The following is an 18,160-nucleotide window of genomic DNA, read 5'->3' as shown; positions in this document are numbered from 1 at the left end:
AAGGGGACTTTCGCCGCATGGGATGCGGCGAAAGTCCCCTTCGGCGCATCCGGCACCTGTGGGCGTGTCGCGAAAGCCACTTTCGGGACATCAGACGTCGCGAAAGTGGCTTTCGCGACTCGGTTTTGGCCACGTGAAGCGTTGCGAAAGCCACTTTCCCAACCTTCAAGGTTGCGAAAGTGGCTTTCGCAACACCGTCGGCTGGACGCCCCCGCGCCGAACCGTGGCCTGGTGACCTTGGGTAAGGGGTGTGTGGAAATAGGGACACTCAACGTCCCTATTCCCACACACCCCGCGCCGCAGTCCCTTTCACCGCAGGAAAAGCGGCCGTTGGACATGTTGTCCGTGCCGACCCTTCGGGCGACGATTCTGCGGGGGGACATGCCGCGTTCGACGTCGGCTCTTCGACTTCGCGCAGGACGGGATTCGCCGAAGGACTCGCTGATCGAGGGAGAAATTGATGGCTCAGTCGCGGATCGAGGACATCTGGCCGCTGTCGCCGTTGCAGGCAGGGCTGGTCTTCCACGCGGTCTACGACGGTGAGGGGCTCGACGTCTACATCGGACATTGGGTCCTGGAGCTGGACGGGCCCGTGGACGCGGCGAGGTTGCGCGCGGCGTGGGAGGCGCTGCTGGCTCGGCACGCTTCACTGCGGGCGTGTTTCCGGCAGCGCAAAACCGGTGAGACCGTGCAGATCATCGCCAGGCAGGTCGAGCTGCCGTGGCGCGAGATCGACCTGTCCCACCTCGAAAACCCCGAAGCCGCCGTGCACGAGCTGGCCGAAGAGGACCGGACGAAGCGGTTCGACCTCGCGACGGCGCCGTTGCTGCGGTTGACCTTGATCCGGCTCGGCGACGACAGCCATCGCCTCGTGGTGACCTGCCATCACGCGATCATGGACGCCTGGTCGCTGCCGATCGTGTTCGACGAGCTGTCGGCGTTGTACGCGGCGGCGGAGCTGCCGGAAGTGACGCCGTATCGCGAATATCTCGCGTGGCTGAGCCGTCAGGACAAGACGAAGGCGCTTTCGGCCTGGACGAAGGAACTGGGCGATCTCGAGTCGCAGACGCTGGTCGCGCCCGCCGATCCGGGACGGGCGCCCGGAATTCCCGAGAGCGTCACGGTCGAACTTCCCTCGGAGCTCACCCGCTCGCTGGAGGAGCTGGCCCGCGGCAACGGGCTCACGCTGAACACGGTGGTGCAGGGCGCGTGGGCGCTGGTGCTCGCCCAGCTGTCCGGCCGCACCGACGTCGTGTTCGGCGCGGTGGTCTCGGCGCGCCCGCCGGATCTGCCCGGCGTGGAAGGAATGGTGGGGCTGTTCCTCAACACCGTCCCGGTGCGCGCGCGGTTGCGTGGTTCGGCGCCGGTCGTCGAGATGCTGGCGGAACTGCAGAAGCGGCAGTCGGCGCTCATCCCCGACCAGTTCGTCGGGCTGGCGGACATCCAGCAGGCGGCCGGTCCCGGCGCGAGCTTCGACACGATGATCGTCTTCGAGAACTTCCCGCGCGAGCTCGGCGGGCCGGAGTCCGCCGCCCCGTTCGGCATTCGCGTGAACCAGGGCCAGGAAGCGGCCCACTATCCGCTGACGCTGGTCGCCGTTCCCGGCGAGTCGATGCTCGTCAAACTCGACTACCTCACGGACCTCTTCGACGAGGCCGCCGCGTTCGCCATCGTCGAACGGTTCACCGGCGTGCTGCGGCAGCTGACGCGTGGTCTCACCGTCGCCGACATCGAGGTCATCAGCGAGGCGGAGCGCGAAACGGTCGGTCAGTGGGGCGTTTCGTCCGAGGCGCCGCCGAATGTCCTGGCGCCGGATCTGTTCTCGCGTCAGGACGAAAGCGCGGTGGCGGTCGTCGCCGGTGACGAGACGCTGTCGTACGGAGAGCTGGCCGAGTGCGCCGAGCGGCTCGCCGGGTACCTGAGTGGCAAGGGAGTCCGGCGCGGAGACCGCGTCGCCGTCGTGATGGACCGGTCGCCCGACCTGATCGCGACCCTGCTCGCCGTGTGGAAGGTGGGTGCCGCGTACATCCCGCTGGACCCCGCGTATCCGGCGGAACGCGTGAAGTTCATGCTGGCGGACGCCGAACCGGCGGCGGTGGTGTGCACGGAAGCCCACCGGAACGCCGTGCTGGACGGCGGGCTCGCCCCGATCGTCCTCGACGAGCCGGAAACCCGGCGAGCGGTCGCGGAGTCCGCGCGGCTGTCGATCGGCGTCACGGCCGACGACGTCGCGTACGTGATGTACACGTCGGGCTCGACGGGCACGCCCAAGGGTGTCGCGGTGTCGCACGGCAACGTCGCGGCACTGGTCGGCGAGCCCGGCTGGGACGTCGGTCCCGAAGACGCCGTGCTGATGCACGCCTCGCACGCCTTCGACATCTCCCTGTTCGAGATGTGGGTGCCGCTGCTGACGGGCGCGCGGCTGGTGCTCGCCGGATCGGGGGTGGTGGACGGCGAGGCGCTGGCCGGTTACGTGGCCTCCGGGGTCACGGCCGCGCACCTGACCGCCGGCAGTTTCCGGGTGCTGGCCGAGGAGGCGCCGGAATCGGTGGCCGGGCTTCGCGAAGTGCTGACCGGCGGCGACGCGGTGCCGCCCGCCGCGGTCGAGCGTGTCCGGCGGACGTGCCCGGACGTACGGGTGCGGCATCTGTACGGGCCCACCGAGGCCACGCTGTGCGCGACGTGGTGGCTGCTCGAACCCGGTGCCGAGATGGGGGCGGTGCTGCCGATCGGCCGTCCGCTCGCGGGACGCCGGGTCTACGTCCTCGACGCGTTCCTGCGGCCTGTTCCGCAAGGCTTGCCTGGCGAGCTGTATGTCGCCGGAGCCGGTGTGGCGCAAGGCTATCTGGGCCGGTCGATGCTGACGGCCGAGCGGTTCGTGGCGGATCCGTTCGTCGCGGGCGGCCGCATGTACCGGACCGGCGACCTGGCGTACTGGACGGAGAAGGGCACGCTGGCGTTCGCCGGCCGTGCCGACGACCAGGTGAAGATCCGCGGTTACCGCGTGGAGCCGGGGGAGATCGAGGTGGCGCTCGCCCGGCTGCCCGGGGTCGCGCAGGCCGTGGTCGTCGCCCGGGGCGAGCACCTGATCGGCTACGCAGTCCCCGAAGCGGGGCAGGCCCTGGACCCGGCGCACCTGAGCGGACAGCTCGCCGAGACGCTGCCCGAGTTCATGATCCCGGCCGCGATGCTGGTGCTGGACGACTTGCCGCTGACCGTCAACGGGAAGGTGGACCGGCAGGCGCTGCCCGAACCGGACTTCTCCGCGAAGGCGGCGGGCCGCGAGCCCGTGACCGAGGACGAACGAGTCCTTTGTGGAGTGTTCGCCGACGTCCTCGGGCTGGAGCGGGTCGGCGTCGAGGACAGCTTCTTCGAGCTGGGCGGCGACTCGATCTCGTCGATGCAGGTGGCCGCTCGCGCCCGGCGCGAGGGCATCTCCCTGACCCCGCGGCTGGTGTTCGAGCACCGGACGCCCGAACGGCTGGCGGCGCTGGCCAAGGAAACCGCGGTACCGTCCACAGTGGAGTCCGGCGTGGGCGAGATCCCGATGACGCCGGTGATGCTCGCCCTCGGCGAGAACGCCGTGCGGCCGGGCTTCGCGCAGGCCAGAGTCCTCGTCACCCCGGAAGGATTCAGGCAGGAAGCGCTGGTCAAGGCGCTGCAGGCCGTGCTGGACACGCACGATCTGCTGCGGGCGCGCGTGGACGCGGGACGGCTGATCGTGCCCGAGCCGGGTGCGGTGGACGCGGCCGGTCTGGTGACGCGCGTCGAGGCCCGAGACCTGGACGAGGCCGCCGGACGCGAGGTCCGGAAGGCGACGGCCACGCTGGATCCGGCGGCCGGGACCATGCTGCGCGCGGTGTGGATCGACGATCCGGGATCCGTGCAGGGCAGGCTCGCGCTCGTGGCGCATCACCTGGCCGTCGACGCGGTCTCGTGGGGAATCCTGCTGCCCGATCTGCGGTCGGCCTACGAAGGCGCGGCGCTCGAACCCGTGACGACGTCGTACCGACACTGGGCGCGGCGGCTGGCCGCGCAGGCGCGCGACGAGCGCACCGTGGCCGAAACCGGCCGCTGGCTCGCCCTTCTCGACGGGGCGGAACCGGCCGTGGACCTGAGCGTGGGCAAGACGCACTCGTGGTCCGCGACGCTGTCCGGCGCCGTGGCGGACGACCTGCTGACCCGGCTGCCGAACGCCTTCCACTGCGGGATTCAGGACGTCCTGCTGGCGGGTCTCGCGGATGCGGTGACACGACTGCGCGGGACCGGCGCGCTGCTGGTGGACGTCGAAGGACACGGGCGCGAGGCCGCCGACGACGAGGACCTGCTGCGTACCGTGGGCTGGTTCACCAGCGTGCACCCGGTCCGCTTCGACGTCTCGTCGGGAAATCTGCTGAAGACCGCCAAGGAACAGATCCGCGCGGTCCCCGGCGACGGACTCGGCTACGGGCTGCTGCGGTACCTCAACCCCGAGACCGGCGCCCGGCTGGCGGAGTCGCCGTCCGCGCAGATCGGTTTCAACTATCTCGGCCGCACCAGCCTTTCCGCCAAGGACCGTGCGTGGCAGCCGGCGGGCGAAGGGCCGCTCGGCGGTGGGCCGGACATGATCCTGGCCCATCCCGTCGAGGTCGGCGCCGAGGTACAGGACACGCCGGAGGGGCCGCGGCTCGGGCTCGCCATCGACGGCCGGGATGTCGATCCCGCCACGGTGGAGCGCCTCGGTGAGGCCTGGCTGGCGACGCTGAACGCGCTCGCCGACGATCGCGCCGCGGGCGGGTACACGCCGTCCGACTTCGCTCTCGTCGAGCTGGCGCAGCAGGACGTTGCGGAGCTGGAGGCCGCGACGCCGGGGCTGACCGACATCTGGCCGCTTTCGCCGCTCCAGGAAGGCATGCTCTTCGAGCGAGCCGTCGCCGACGACGGCGTGGACGTCTATCAGAGCCAGCGGATCCTGGATCTCGACGGACCGCTCGACGCGGACCGGCTGCGGGCCGCGTGGAACCAGGTGGTCGCCCGGCACGATTCGCTCCGGGCGGGCTTCCACCAGCTGGGTTCCGGCGCGACGGTGCAGGTCGTCGCCGCCGAGGCCGAAATCCCTTGGCGCATGGTCGATCTGTCGCACGTCGGGGAGGAGGACGCGGCCGCGGAGATCGAGCGACTGCTCGCCGAGGACCAGGCCGAGCGGTTCGACGTGACCAAGGCGCCGCTGCTCCGGCTGATGCTGATCAAGCTGAGCCCGGTGCGGCACCGGTTCGTGCTGACGTCGCACCATGTTCTCCTTGACGGCTGGTCGACGCCGCTCGTCCTGGGCGAGGTCTCGATCGCGTACGCGGGTGGACGAGGACCGTCGAAGTCACCGTCCTATAAGGACTATCTGAGCTGGCTGAGCCGCCAGGACGAGCAGGCGACCCAGGAGGCCTGGCGCGCCGAACTCGCCGGTTCCGACGAGCCGACCGTGGTGGACGCCGACGCGGACAAGGCGATGGTCGTCCCAGGCGAACACGCCGAATGGCTGCCTGAGGCTGCGACACGGGCGCTCACCGGATTCGCCCGCGGACACGGCCTGACGCTGAGCACGATCGTGCAGGGCGCGTGGGCGCTGGTGCTGTCGCGGCTCGCGGGCCGCACCGACGTCGTGTTCGGGACGGTCGTCTCCGGGCGTCCGGCGGACGTGCCGGACGTGGAGCAGATGGTGGGGATGTTCATCAACACCGTCCCGGTCCGCGTGCGGCTCGACGGTGACCTGCCGGTGCTGGAACTGCTCCAGGACCTGCAGAGCCGTCAGTCCGCGTTGACCGAGCACCAGTACTTGGGGCTGTCGCAGGTGCAGCGCGCGGCGGGGGCGGGCGCGGTCTTCGACACCATCGTGATGATCGAGAACTATCCGCACGACGCCGACGGTCTCGGCGACGACGGCGGGGTGTCGATCAGCTCGGTCGTGACCAGGACCGGCACCGGTTATCCGCTGACGATGAGCGTTTCGCCCGGCAAGACCCTGCAGATCCGGGTGGCCTACCGGCCCGATCGGATCGAGGCGGCGACGGCGGCCGAGGTCGCCAGGCAGGTCGTGCGGGTACTGGAGCGGGTGTCGGCGGAGGCCTCGCTTCCCGTGGGCCGCCTCGGTGTGACGAGCGAACCGGCGCGCGTTTCCGTGGTGGAGCGCTGGAACGCGACGGGCGAGGCGACGTCCGGGACCACGGTGCCGGAGCTTTTCCGGCGGCGGGTCGCGGAGTCGCCGGACGCGGTCGCGGTCGTCGACGGGGAGCGCACGCTGTCCTACGCCGAACTCGACCGGGAATCCGATGGGCTGGCCGGGTATCTGGCCTCGCGAGGGGTGCGGCGCGGTGACCGCGTCGGTGTCGTGATGGAACGCGGCGCGGATCTGCTCGTCGCCCTGCTCGCGATCTGGAAGGCAGGCGCGGCCCAGGTTCCGGTGAATGTCGATTACCCCGCGGAGCGGATCGAGCGGATGCTGGCCGATTCCGGTGCGGCGCTGGCGATCTGCGTGGCGGCGAGCCTCGACGCGGTGCCGCAGGGGATCGAGCCGGTCGTCATGGGCGCGAGGGAGTACGCGGCGCCGCCCGTCCTCGTCGGCGCGCACGACACGGCGTACGTGATGTACACGTCGGGTTCGACCGGCGTGCCCAAGGGGGTCGCGGTGCCGCACGGCAGTGTCGCGGCGCTGGCGGGTGACCCGGGCTGGTCGCAAGGCCCCGGGGATCGTGTGCTGCTGCACGCTTCCCACGCTTTCGACGCGTCACTGGTCGAGATCTGGGTGCCGCTGGTGAGCGGGGCCACCGTCGTGGTCGCGGAACCGGGCGCGGTCGACGCGCAGCGGGTGCGGGAGGCGATCGAGCGCGGCGTCACCACCATCCACCTGACCGCCGGGACTTTCCGTGTGGTGGCCGAGGAAGCGCCGGAGTCGTTCGTCGGGCTGCGGGAGATCCTGACCGGCGGCGACGCGGTGCCTCTCGCGTCCGTGGAGCGGATGCGCCGTGCCTGCCCGGACGTGCGATTCCGTCAGCTGTACGGCCCCACCGAGATCACCTTGTGCGCCACCTGGCTCGTCCTCGAACCGGGTGCGGAAACGGGCGACGTCCTGCCGATCGGCGGACCGCTGGCCGGCCGCCAGGCGTATGTGCTCGACGCGTTCCTGCAGCCGGTTGCGCCGGGGGTGACCGGCGAGCTCTATCTCGCCGGTGCCGGTCTGGCACACGGCTATCTGGGTGCTCCGGACGCGACGGCCCAGCGTTTCGTCGCGAATCCGTTCGCGGCCGGTGAGCGCCTGTACCGCACGGGCGACCTCGCGCGCTGGACCGAGGACGGCGAACTGCTGTTCGGCGGCCGGGCCGACTCCCAGGTGAAGATCCGGGGCTACCGCGTCGAACCGGGCGAGATCGAGGCCGTGCTGACCGCACTTCCCGACGTCGCCCAGGCCGTCGTGGTCGCTCGAGAGGAACGGTCTGGCGAGAAGCGGCTGATCGCCTACGTCACCGCGGAATCGGAACTGGACGCCGAGACGGTCCGCGCGCGGCTCGCCGAACGGCTGCCGGAGTTCATGGTGCCCGCGGTGGTGCTCGTGCTCGACACCTTCCCGTTGACCCTCAACGGAAAGATCGACCGCGCAGCCCTGCCCGCGCCCGAATTCGCCGGGAAACCCGCCGGCCGTGAACCGCGGACCGAGGCCGAACGCGTGCTGACCGATCTGTTCGCCGAGATCCTCGGCGTGGACTGCGTCGGCGCGGACGACAGCTTCTTCGAACTGGGCGGCGACTCGATCCTCTCGATGCGGCTGGCCGCCCGCGCCCGGCGCGAGGACTATGTCTTCGGTGCCAAGCAGGTCTTCGAGCAGAAGACGCCCGCCGGAATCGCGGCGGTCGCCGGACGTGGTGTGCGGCAGGAGGAGGTCGCCGACGGCGTCGGCGAGGTGCCGTGGACGCCGGTCGTGCGGGCGCTGCTCGAACGCGATCCCGGCGCGATGTCCCGGGGCGCGCTGGCGCAATGGGTGATCGCGGGGGTGCCCGGCGACCTGACCGAGACGGCGCTGACGGCCGGTCTGCGTGCGGTGATCGACACCCACGACCTGCTGCGGAGCCGGGTGATCGACTCCGGTCTGGTCGTGGCGGAGCGGGGAACCGTCGACGTCGCCACAGTGCTTCGGCGGGTCGAGGTGGGCGACGGTGACCTCGACGAGATCGCGGAGCGCCACGCGCACGAGGCGGCCGGACGGCTCGATCCCGTCGCGGGTGTGCTGCTCCAGGCCGTTTGGGTGGACGCGGGTGCCAAGGGGCGGCTCGTGCTGGCCGCCCACCACCTCGCGGTCGACGTCGTGTCGTGGCGTGTCCTGCTCGCCGATCTGCAGGCGGCGTGCGAGGAACCGGTGCTCGATCCCCCGCCCGTTTCGTTCCGGCGCTGGGCGCGGACGCTGGCCGACCAGGCCGCGCGGCGGACCGGGGAATTGGAGACCTGGAAGGAAATCCTCGACGGCGCGCGGGCGCGGATCGGCGTACTCGACCCGAAACGCGACACCATCGCGACCTCCGGCCGCCGCTCGTGGACGTTGCCGCGGGACCGCGCGAGCGTCCTCGCGGAGAAGGCGACGTCGGCTTTCCATTGCGGCATCCACGAGGTGCTGCTGGCCACCCTCGCCGGCGCGGTCACCCGATGGCGCGGCGGCACCGCCGTCGTGGTGGACGTCGAAGGCCATGGCCGTGAGCCCCTCGAAGACATGGACCTTTCGCGGACGCTCGGCTGGTTCACCGATGTCCATCCGCTGAGGTTGGACACCGCCGGGGCGGACACGTCTGGCCAGTTGATGAAGCAGGTCAAGGAAAACGTGCGTGCGGTACCCGACGGCGGGCTCGGTTACGGGATGCTGCGGTATCTCGACGACGAAGCCGGGAAGGTGCTGGCGGCACTGCCGTCGCCGGAGATCGGGTTCAACTACCTCGGCCGGTTCTCGCCCCGGCCCGACGGCGACGCGGAACCCTGGCAGCTGGCCGGAACCATCGGCGGCACGGCGGAGGACGACCTGCCTCTGCGGCACGCCGTCGAAATCGACGCGGTGGTGCTCGACGGCGACGCCGGACCCGAGTTCACCCTCACCATCACCTGGGCGGAACGGCTGCTCACCGAAACCGACGCGGAATCGCTCGGCAAGGCGTGGCTGGACATGCTGACCGAGCTCGCGACTCACGCTGAAGCCGGCGCGGGAGGACACACGCCGTCCGACTTCCCGCTCATCGAGCTGACCCAGCGGGAAGTGGCGGACGTCGAGGCGCTCGTCCCGAACCTGCACGACATCTGGCCGCTTTCCCCGCTGCAGGAAGGGTTGCTGTTCCACGCGGTCGACGAGCGCGGCCCGGACGTCTACGCCGGTATCCGCGACATCGTCCTCGACGGGCCGCTCGACGTCGCCCGGTTCCGCGCGTCGTGGCAGACCCTGCTCGACCGGCATCCCGCGCTGCGGGCGGGTTTCCACCGGCTCGGCTCCGGCACGGCCGTCCAGGCGGTCGTCCGCGATGTTCCGGTGCCGTGGCAGGAAACCGACCTGTCCCACCTGCCTGAAGCCGAGGCGCTGGCGGAATTCGAGCGGCTCGCGGCGGAGTCCCATGCCGAGCGGTTCGACCTGGCGAAGGCGCCGCTGCTGCACCTGCACCTGGTGCGGTTCGGCGACCGCAGGCACCGGCTGGTGCTCCGGTCGCACCACATCTCGGCCGACGGCTGGTCGCTTCCGGTCTTCCTCGGCGAGGTGATGGCGGCGTACGAAGGCGAGCGGACGCTGCCCACCCCGACGTCGTATCGGGAGTACCTCGCCTGGCTTTCCCGTCAGGACAAGGCGGCCGCGAAGGAGGCGTGGCGGACCGAACTCGCCGGGCTCGACGAGGCGACCCACGTGGTGCCGCCGGACACGATCGCCGTGCCCATCGAGCCGGACCGCGTCCGCTTCGAACTCGACGCCGAACTCGGCGCCCGTCTGATGGAGTTCACGCGGCGCCACGGCGTCACGACGAACACGCTTTTCCAAGGTGTCTGGGCACTTCTGCTGGCCAGGCTGACCGGACGCGACGACGTCGTCTTCGGGACCACGGTGGCCGGACGGCCGATCGAGATCCCGGGTGTCGAATCCGCGGTCGGCCTGTTCATGAACATGCTGCCGGTCCGTGCCCGGCTCACCGGTGCCCAGCCGTTCCTGGAGATGCTGACGGATCTGCAGGAACGCCAGGTCGCCCTCATGCCGCATCAGCATGTCGGACTGACGGAGATCAACCAGCTCGCCGGCCCGGGCGCGGCCTTCGACACGATCGTGGTGTTCGAGAACTACCCGCCGCCGCCCCCGCCGTCCGACGATCCCGACGTCCTCGCGTTGCGCCCGGCGGGGATCCCGGACGACACCGGGCACTATCCGTTGTCCATCCGCGCTTCCGAAGGCGGCGGCGTCCACGGTGAGGTGATCTACCGGCCGGACGTGTTCGACCGGACGCGGATCGAGGAGATCGTCGCCTCGATCGCCCGGGCGCTCGACCAGGTCGTGACCGAACCGCGGGTGCCGGTCGGGCGGGTCGCCCTGATCGGGCCGGAGCAGCGCCGCCTGGTGATCGACGAATGGAACCGCACCGAGGTGCCGTTCGAGGCCGAAGCCCTGCCGGTGCTTTTCCGCCGTCAGGTGGAGAAGTCTCGTGACGCCGTGGCGATCGAGGACGCGAAGCGGACCCTGACCTTCGGCGGGCTGCTCGGCGAGGTCGAGACGCTGGCGCGGTTGCTCGTCGGGCTGGGTGTCCGGCGGGAGACCCGGGTCGGTGTCCTCGTGGAGCGGTCGGCCGAACTCGTGGTGACGATGATGGGAGTGTCGTTCTCCGGCGGGGCTTTCGTGCCGGTCGACCCGGACTATCCGGCCGAGCGTATCGAGCTGATGCTGACGAGTTCGGCGCCGCAGGTGCTGGTGTGCACGGCGGCCACGCGGGCGGTGGTGCCGTCGACGTTCGACGGCGAAATCCTGATGCTGGAAGAACTTCCGGCCGCGGATCCGGCGGTCGTGCTGCCGCCGGTGAAGCCGACCGACGCGGCGTACGTGATCTACACGTCGGGGTCGACGGGGGTGCCGAAGGGTGTCATGGTCACCCATTCCGGGCTCGGGAACCTGGCGACGGCGCATATCGAACGCCTCGGCGTGACGTCTTCCTCACGGGTTCTGCAGCTGTCCGCGATCGGCTTCGACGCGATCGTCTCCGAGCTGTACATGTCGCTGCTGGCCGGCGCGACCCTGGTGCTGGCCGGCGCGGAGACCATGCCGCCGCGGGTGACGCTCGGCGACGCGTTGCGGCGCTGGGGGATCACCCATCTCACGGTGTCGCCGAGTGTGCTGGCGGTGGAGGAGGATCTGCCGGACACGCTGCGCGGCGTGCTGACCGGCGGCGAGGTGTGCACGCCCGCGCTGGTCGACCGCTGGTCGCCGGGCCGCCGGTTCATCAACGCCTACGGCCCGACCGAGACGACGATCTGCTCGACCATGAGCGCCCCGTTGTCGCCGGGACACGAGGTGGTCCCGCTCGGTGGCCCGATCCGGAACGTGAAGCACTACATCCTCGACGCGTACCTGCAGCCGGTGCCGCCGGGTGTCGCCGGCGAGCTGTACATCGCCGGGGTCGGGCTCGCTCGCGGGTACCTGGGGCGGCCGGGCCTGACGTCGGAACGGTTCGTCGCGGACCCGTTCACCCCTGGCGAGCGCATGTACCGCTCCGGCGACCGGTTCCGGTGGGACCCCGACGGCGAGCTGATCTTCGTCGGCCGGGTCGACGCGCAGGTCAAGGTGCGCGGCTACCGGGTCGAGCCCGCTGAGATCGAGAACGTGCTCGCCGAACATCCGGGCGTCGCGCAGGCGGCGGTCGCCGTGCACCGGGACGGGCCGGGCGACAAACGGCTCGTGGCCTACGTCGTGCCGTCGGACGGCGCCGACGGTTCGCTGACGTCGGTGCTGCGCGAGATGGCGGCGGAACGCCTGCCGGAGTACATGATGCCCGCGGCGTTCGTGGCGCTGGAGAAGATGCCGCTCACCCCGAACGGCAAACTCGACCACCGGGCGCTGCAAGCACCCGACTTCTCCGGCATGTCCTCCGGACGCGACCCGCGCACGGCCATGGAGGCGAGGCTGTGCGGCCTGTTCGCGGAGGTGCTCGGCCTGGAGCAGGTCGGGCCCGACGACAGCTTCTTCGAACTCGGCGGCGACTCGATCATCTCGATGCAGCTGTCGGCCCGCGCCCGCCGCGAAGGGCTCGAACTGAGCCCGTGGCAGGTGTTCGAAGAGAAGACACCGGAACGGCTGGCGACGCTCGTCAAGGAGATCCCGGCCGAAGGCGAAAGCACCCCGGAACCGGAGCCCGCCGGGGGCTCGCTCCTCGCCCTTTCCCCTGACCAGCTGGACCAACTCGAGGCCGGGTTCTCGTGATCGAGTACCGCACTCGCGTGCTTGAGGCCGTAACTCACGTGCTTGGGGCCGTAACTCACGTGCGCGGCCCCGATCACGCGAGTTCCGCCTCTGATCACGCGAGCTCCGCCTCCAAGCACGCGAACGCGAGTTCACCCACCCACCAAGGAGCAGATCGTGACCGTTGACGACACTCGCGCGAAACCGCGTTCCAGCGTGGAGGACGTCTGGCCTCTTTCCCCGCTGCAGGAGGGAATGCTCTACCACACCGCGCTCGACGACGACGGGCCGGACACGTACACCGTGCAGACCGTCTACGGTATCGACGGCCCGCTGGACGCCGCGCTGCTGCGCGCGACGTGGCAGGCACTGGTCGATCGGCACGCCGCGCTGCGGGCCTGTTTCCGGTACGTCAGCGGCGCGCAGATGGTGCAGGTCATCACCCGCGACGCGCAGATCCCTTGGCGTGAAACGGATCTGACCGGGCTGCCCGAGGAGATCCTCGAAAGCGAAGTGGACCGGCTGGCCGCGGACGAGCTGGCCGAGCGGCTCCGCATCGAGGTGGCGCCGCTGATGAAGCTGCACCTGATCCGGCTCGGCCCGGACCGCCACCGGCTCGTGCACACGCTGCACCACGTGCTGACCGACGGCTGGTCGATGCCGATCATCCACCGCGAGCTCGCCGCGATCTACGCCGCGGGCGGGGACGCGTCCGGCCTGCCGCCCACAGTGTCCTATCGGGACTATCTCGCCTGGCTCGGCAAGCAGGACAAGGAAATCGCCCGCGCCGCCTGGCGCGACGAGTTCGCCGGGATCGACACGCCCACCGCGGTCGCGCCCGCCGATCCCGGCCGGGTGCCGGAGATCGACACCGAGATCGTCGAGCTGTCGACGGAACTCACCGAGGGTTTGGCGAATCTGGCGCGCGGCCACGATCTCACGCTGAACACGGTCGTGCAGGGCGCGTGGGCCGTCGTGCTTTCGCAGCTCGCCGGCCGCACCGAGGTCGTGTTCGGCGCGACGGCGTCGGGTCGTCCCGCCGAATTGGCCGGTGTCGAGTCGATGGTCGGCCAGTTGCTCAACACCCTGCCGGTGCGTGTGCGGCTCGACGGCGCCCGGCGCGCGGTCGACCTGTTCGCCGAACTGCAGCGCGACCAGTCGGCGCTCATGGCCCACCAGCATCTCGGCCTGCAGGACGTCCAGGCCGTGGTCGGTCCCGGCGCGGTCTTCGACACGCTGGTCATCTACGAGAACTTCCCCCGCAAGGGGCTCGGCCAGGCCCACGACGGCCTGACCCTGCGTCCGGTCAAACGCGGGCGCAACTCGTCGCACTACCCGTTCACGCTGGTCACCGGTCCGGGTGAGCAGATGCCGCTCATCCTCGACTACGACCGCGGCCTGTTCGACGAGAAGGCCGCCGGATCGGTCGTCGGCGCGCTGGCCCGCGTCCTGGAGCGGCTGGTCGCCGAACCCGACGTCCTCGTCGGCCGGTTGACCCTGCTGAGCGAGGCCGAACGTGCCTTGGTGGTGGACGAATTCAACGCGACCGAAGGCCCGGTCCCCGGGGAATCCGTCGTCGAACTGTTCGCCCGGCGGGTGACCGAGGCGCCCGAGGCGGTGGCGATCACCGACGCCGACGGCGCGGACCTGACCTACGCCGCCCTCGATCAGGCATCGAACCGGCTGGCCGCGCACCTCGCCGCCCGTGGCGTCGGCCGCGGCGACCGCGTGGGTGTCGCCATGGAAAGGTCGCCGGAGCTGCTGATCGCGTTCCTGGCGATCTGGAAGGCGGGTGCCGCGTACGTCCCGGTGGACGTCGAGTACCCGGCCGAGCGGATCGCGTTCATCCTCGAAGACTCCGGGGTCTCGGTCGTCGTGTGCACCCAGGCCACCAGCGGGGTCGCGCCGGCGGACGCGATCGTCCTCGACGCGCCGGAAACACGGGCCGCCATCGACGCTTTCGCGGACACGGCAACGGAATTCCGGCCGAGCGCGGACGACCTGGCGTACGTCATGTACACCTCCGGATCCACCGGTCTGCCCAAGGGCGTCGGCATCCCGCACGGCGGCGTGGCGGGACTGGCGGGCGACCGGGGCTGGCAGATCGGCCCCGGCGACGGCGTGCTGATGCACGCGACGCACGTCTTCGACCCGTCGCTGTACGCGATGTGGGTGCCGCTCTCGACCGGCGCGCGTGTCCTGCTCACCGAGCCGGGCGTCCTCGACGCGGCCGGAGTGCGGCAGGCCGTCGCCCGCGGCGCGAACTACGTCCACCTCACCGCGGGGACCTTCCGCGCCCTGGCGGAGACGTCACCGGAATGCTTCGACGGCCTGGTCGAGATCGGCACGGGCGGCGACATCGTTCCCGCGCAGTCCGTGGAAAACCTGCGGCGGGCCCAGCCGAACCTTCGGGTGCGCAACACCTACGGGCCCACCGAGACCACCTTGTGCGCGACGTGGCTCCCGATCGAACCCGGTGACGTCGTCGATCGGGAACTGCCGATCGGGCACCCCATGACCAACCGCAGGATCTACATCCTCGACGCCTTCCTGCGGCCGGTCGCGCCGGGTGTGGCGGGTGAGCTGTACATCGCGGGAACGGGGCTGGCGCGCGGATATCTCGACAGCCCGGGCCTGACGTCGGAGCGGTTCGTGGCGTGCCCGTTCCTGCCGGGCGAACGTATGTACCGCACCGGCGACCTGGCCCGCTGGACCCGCGGCGGCGAGGTGGTGTTCCTCGAACGCGCCGACGACCAGGTGAAGATCCGCGGTTACCGCGTCGAACTGGGCGAGGTCGAATCCGTGCTGGCCGCGCAGCCGGGCGTGGTCGAGGCCGTCGTCATGGCGCGTGAGGACCAGCCGGGGGAGAAGCGGCTGGTCGGATACTTCGTCTCCGACGGCGGCGACGCCGGTCCGGAGGAGATCAAGCGGCAGATGGGTTTGGTGCTGCCCGCGTACATGGTCCCCATGGCGGTCGTCGCGCTGCCCGGCCTTCCCGTCACGCCCAACGGAAAGGTGGACCGCCGGGCACTGCCCGCCCCGGATCTCGCCGGCCGCGCGTCGGAGAAGGCGCCCGAGAGCGAATCCGAGAAGGTGCTCTGCGAGCTGTTCTCGGAGATCCTCGGCGTCGACAACGTGGGTGTCGACGACGCCTTCCACGACCTCGGCGGCAGTTCGGCGCTGGCGATGCGGCTCATCGCGCGGATCCGCGAGGTGATCGGCGTGGATCTGCCCATCCGGCAGCTGTTCTCCTCGCCGACGCCCGCCGGTGTCGCCAGGGCGCTCGCCGCGAAGTCGCGGCCCGCGCTGGAACCCGCCGAGCGGCCCGAGCGGATTCCGCTCACGGCGCGGCAGCTGCGTGCGTGGCTGCTGGCCAGCCCCGGCGAGGAGACCGCCGGACTGCAGATCTCGGTCGCGCTGCGCCTGCGCGGCAGGCTCGACGTGGCCGCGCTGGGGGCGGCACTCGGCGACATCGCCGCCCGGCACGAGGTGCTGCGCACGACCTTCCCCGGAGACGCGCAGAACGTCCGGCAGCTGGTCCACGAGCCCGCGGCCATCGAGCTGTCCCCGGTGCCCGCCACCGAGGAGGAGCTTCCCGGGCTGCTCGCCGGGCTGCGTGCGTCGGTCTTCGACCTCACCAGTGAGGTTCCTTGGCGCTGCGACCTTTTCGCGCTCGCGGAGAAGGAACACGTGCTGCATCTGCGGCTGCACCGGATCCTCGCCGACAACGACTCGCTCGACGTGTTCTTCCGCGACCTGGCGGCCGCGTACGGCGCACGGCGTTCGGGCCGGGTCCCGGAACGCGCGCCGCTGGCACTGCAGTTCGCCGACTACGCGATCTGGGAGCAGCGGCTGCTCGCGGACGAGGACGAACAGGGCAGCCTGATCAACGAGCAGGTCGTCTTCTGGCGGGACACCCTCACCGGGATCGAAGGCGAGACGGTGCTCCCGTTCGACCGGCCGCGTCCGGCCGTCCCGTCGCGCAAGGCGGGCGCGGTCGAGCTGCGGCTCGGCGCCGAACCGTACGAACGGCTGACCAAGGCGGTGGAACGGCTCGGCGCGGACACCATCCACGTCGTGCACGCCGGTCTCGCGATGCTGCTGAGCAAATTCGGGGCCGGGCAGGATCTGGTGATCGGGACGAAACTGGCGCGGGACGAGGACCTCATCGACCTCGAACCGATGATCGGGCCGTTCGCCCGGCCGCTCGCCCTGCGCACGGATCTCTCCGGTGACCCGACGTTCCTCGAGGTCGTCACGCGGGTGCAGGAGGCCGTCCGGGGCGCGCGTCAGCAGCTGGACGTGCCGTTCGAGCGGATCGTCGACCTGCTGGACCTGCCCGCCTCGCTGTCCCGCCACCCCGTCTTCCAGGTGGGGCTGGAGGTCGACGAGGAGGACATCGGCGCGTGGGACGCGGCGGAACTGCCCGCCCTGCGCACCAGCGTCGAACCGGGCGGAACCGAGGCCACGGAACTGGATCTCGCGTTCAAACTCACCGAGCGGCTCGACGAGGACGGTCTCGAAGGCACTCTTCGCTACGCCGCCGACCTGTTCGACGAGGCGACGGCGGTATCGGTGGCGCGGCGGCTGGTCCACGTCCTGGAGCAGGTGGCGGAGGATCCCCAGCGGCGGATCAGCGAACTGGACCTCTTCCTCGACGAGACCGAACGCGGCCGTCCGGCGATCGCACCCGCCCGGTGGGCGGGCGAGGTACCCGCGGTGGTCGCGGAACTGGGTCCGCTCGGCGCGCTCGTGCTCGACGAGCAGCGCCGTCCGGTCGCCCCGGGCGTCGTCGGTGATCTCTACGTCACCGGTCCGGCGGTCGACGAGGGCAAGTCCGGTGAGCCCTGCCCGTTCGGGGAGCCGGGGCACCGGATGCTGAACACCGGCCTGCTCGCCCGCAAGACCCCGGCCAAAACCCTGATCGTGGTGGGGGAGCGGCGCCGCACGAGTACCGCGGTGAAGACGGGCGACTACGAGATCCTGTTGCCGCTGCAGGCGAACGGCGACCGGCCGCCGCTGTTCTGCGTCCACGCGAGCGGCGGGCTGAGCTGGAACTACGGGCCGCTGCTGCGGCATCTGCCCGCGAACCAGCCGGTCTACGGCGTGCAGGCACGCGGTCTCGCGCGGACCGAACGCCTGCCCGAGAGCGTCGAGGAAATGGCGGCCGACTACCTCGCGCACATCCGTGCCGTGCAGCCGACCGGGCCGTACCACCTGCTCGGCTGGTCGCTCGGCGGCCGGATCGCGCAGGCGATGGCCGCGATGCTCGAAGCCGACGGGGAAGAACTCGGCCTGCTCGCCCTGCTCGACGCGTATCCCGTCTACATGGGACGGAACGCGACCGGCACGGTGACCGAGGAGGCCGCGCGCGACGAAGACGGCCTCCAGAAACGGAAACAGCGGGATCTGGAGCTGGCGGGCGGCATGGTCCAGGGCCCCGGTGCCCGGGAGCGGCTGGAAGCGGTCATGAAGAACCTCTGGAAGGTCGGGCCGCAGCACACGGCCTCGCCGTTCAACGGCGACATCCTGCTCTTCGTCGCCTCGGAGGACCGGCCGGCGCACCTGCCCGTGTCGGAGGCCGTCGCGGGCTGGAAGGACTTCACAAGCGGGGCCATCGAGCATCACGAGATCCCGACCAACCATTACGACATGGTGCAACCCGCGGCGTTGGTCCAGATTGGGTCCATCGTCGCCGAGAAGCTCCGGCCGCGGCCGGGCGCCTGAAAGGAAAAC

At 70.8% G+C, this 18,160-nt stretch carries 2 protein-coding genes; both read left to right on the top strand.

The features are described 5' to 3' along the window. Positions 1 to 460 precede the first annotated feature (460 nt). The gene (locus tag AMK34_RS32105; RefSeq protein WP_073847847.1) at positions 461 to 12,445 is read left to right on the top strand and encodes a non-ribosomal peptide synthetase; all 11,985 of its coding nucleotides are present in this window, start codon (positions 461 to 463) and stop codon (positions 12,443 to 12,445) included. 156 nt (positions 12,446 to 12,601) lie between these two features. Continuing rightward, positions 12,602 to 18,151 (top strand): non-ribosomal peptide synthetase, encoded by a 5,550-nt coding sequence (locus tag AMK34_RS32100; RefSeq protein ID WP_073847846.1) that lies wholly within the window; start codon positions 12,602 to 12,604, stop codon positions 18,149 to 18,151. Positions 18,152 to 18,160 lie beyond the last annotated feature (9 nt).

It is taken from the genome of Amycolatopsis sp. CB00013 (assembly GCF_001905755.1).
Lineage (GTDB): Bacteria > Actinomycetota > Actinomycetes > Mycobacteriales > Pseudonocardiaceae > Amycolatopsis > Amycolatopsis japonica.
Note: the sequence above shows the minus strand (reverse complement) of the source record. Positions and strands in the feature narration are given on the sequence as shown.

What these genes read in the sequence shown, in the direction of transcription:
- AMK34_RS32105 (WP_073847847.1), top strand. Translation starts at nt 461, where the DNA reads ATGGCTCAGTCGCGGATCGAGGACATCTGGCCGCTGTCGCCGTTGCAG.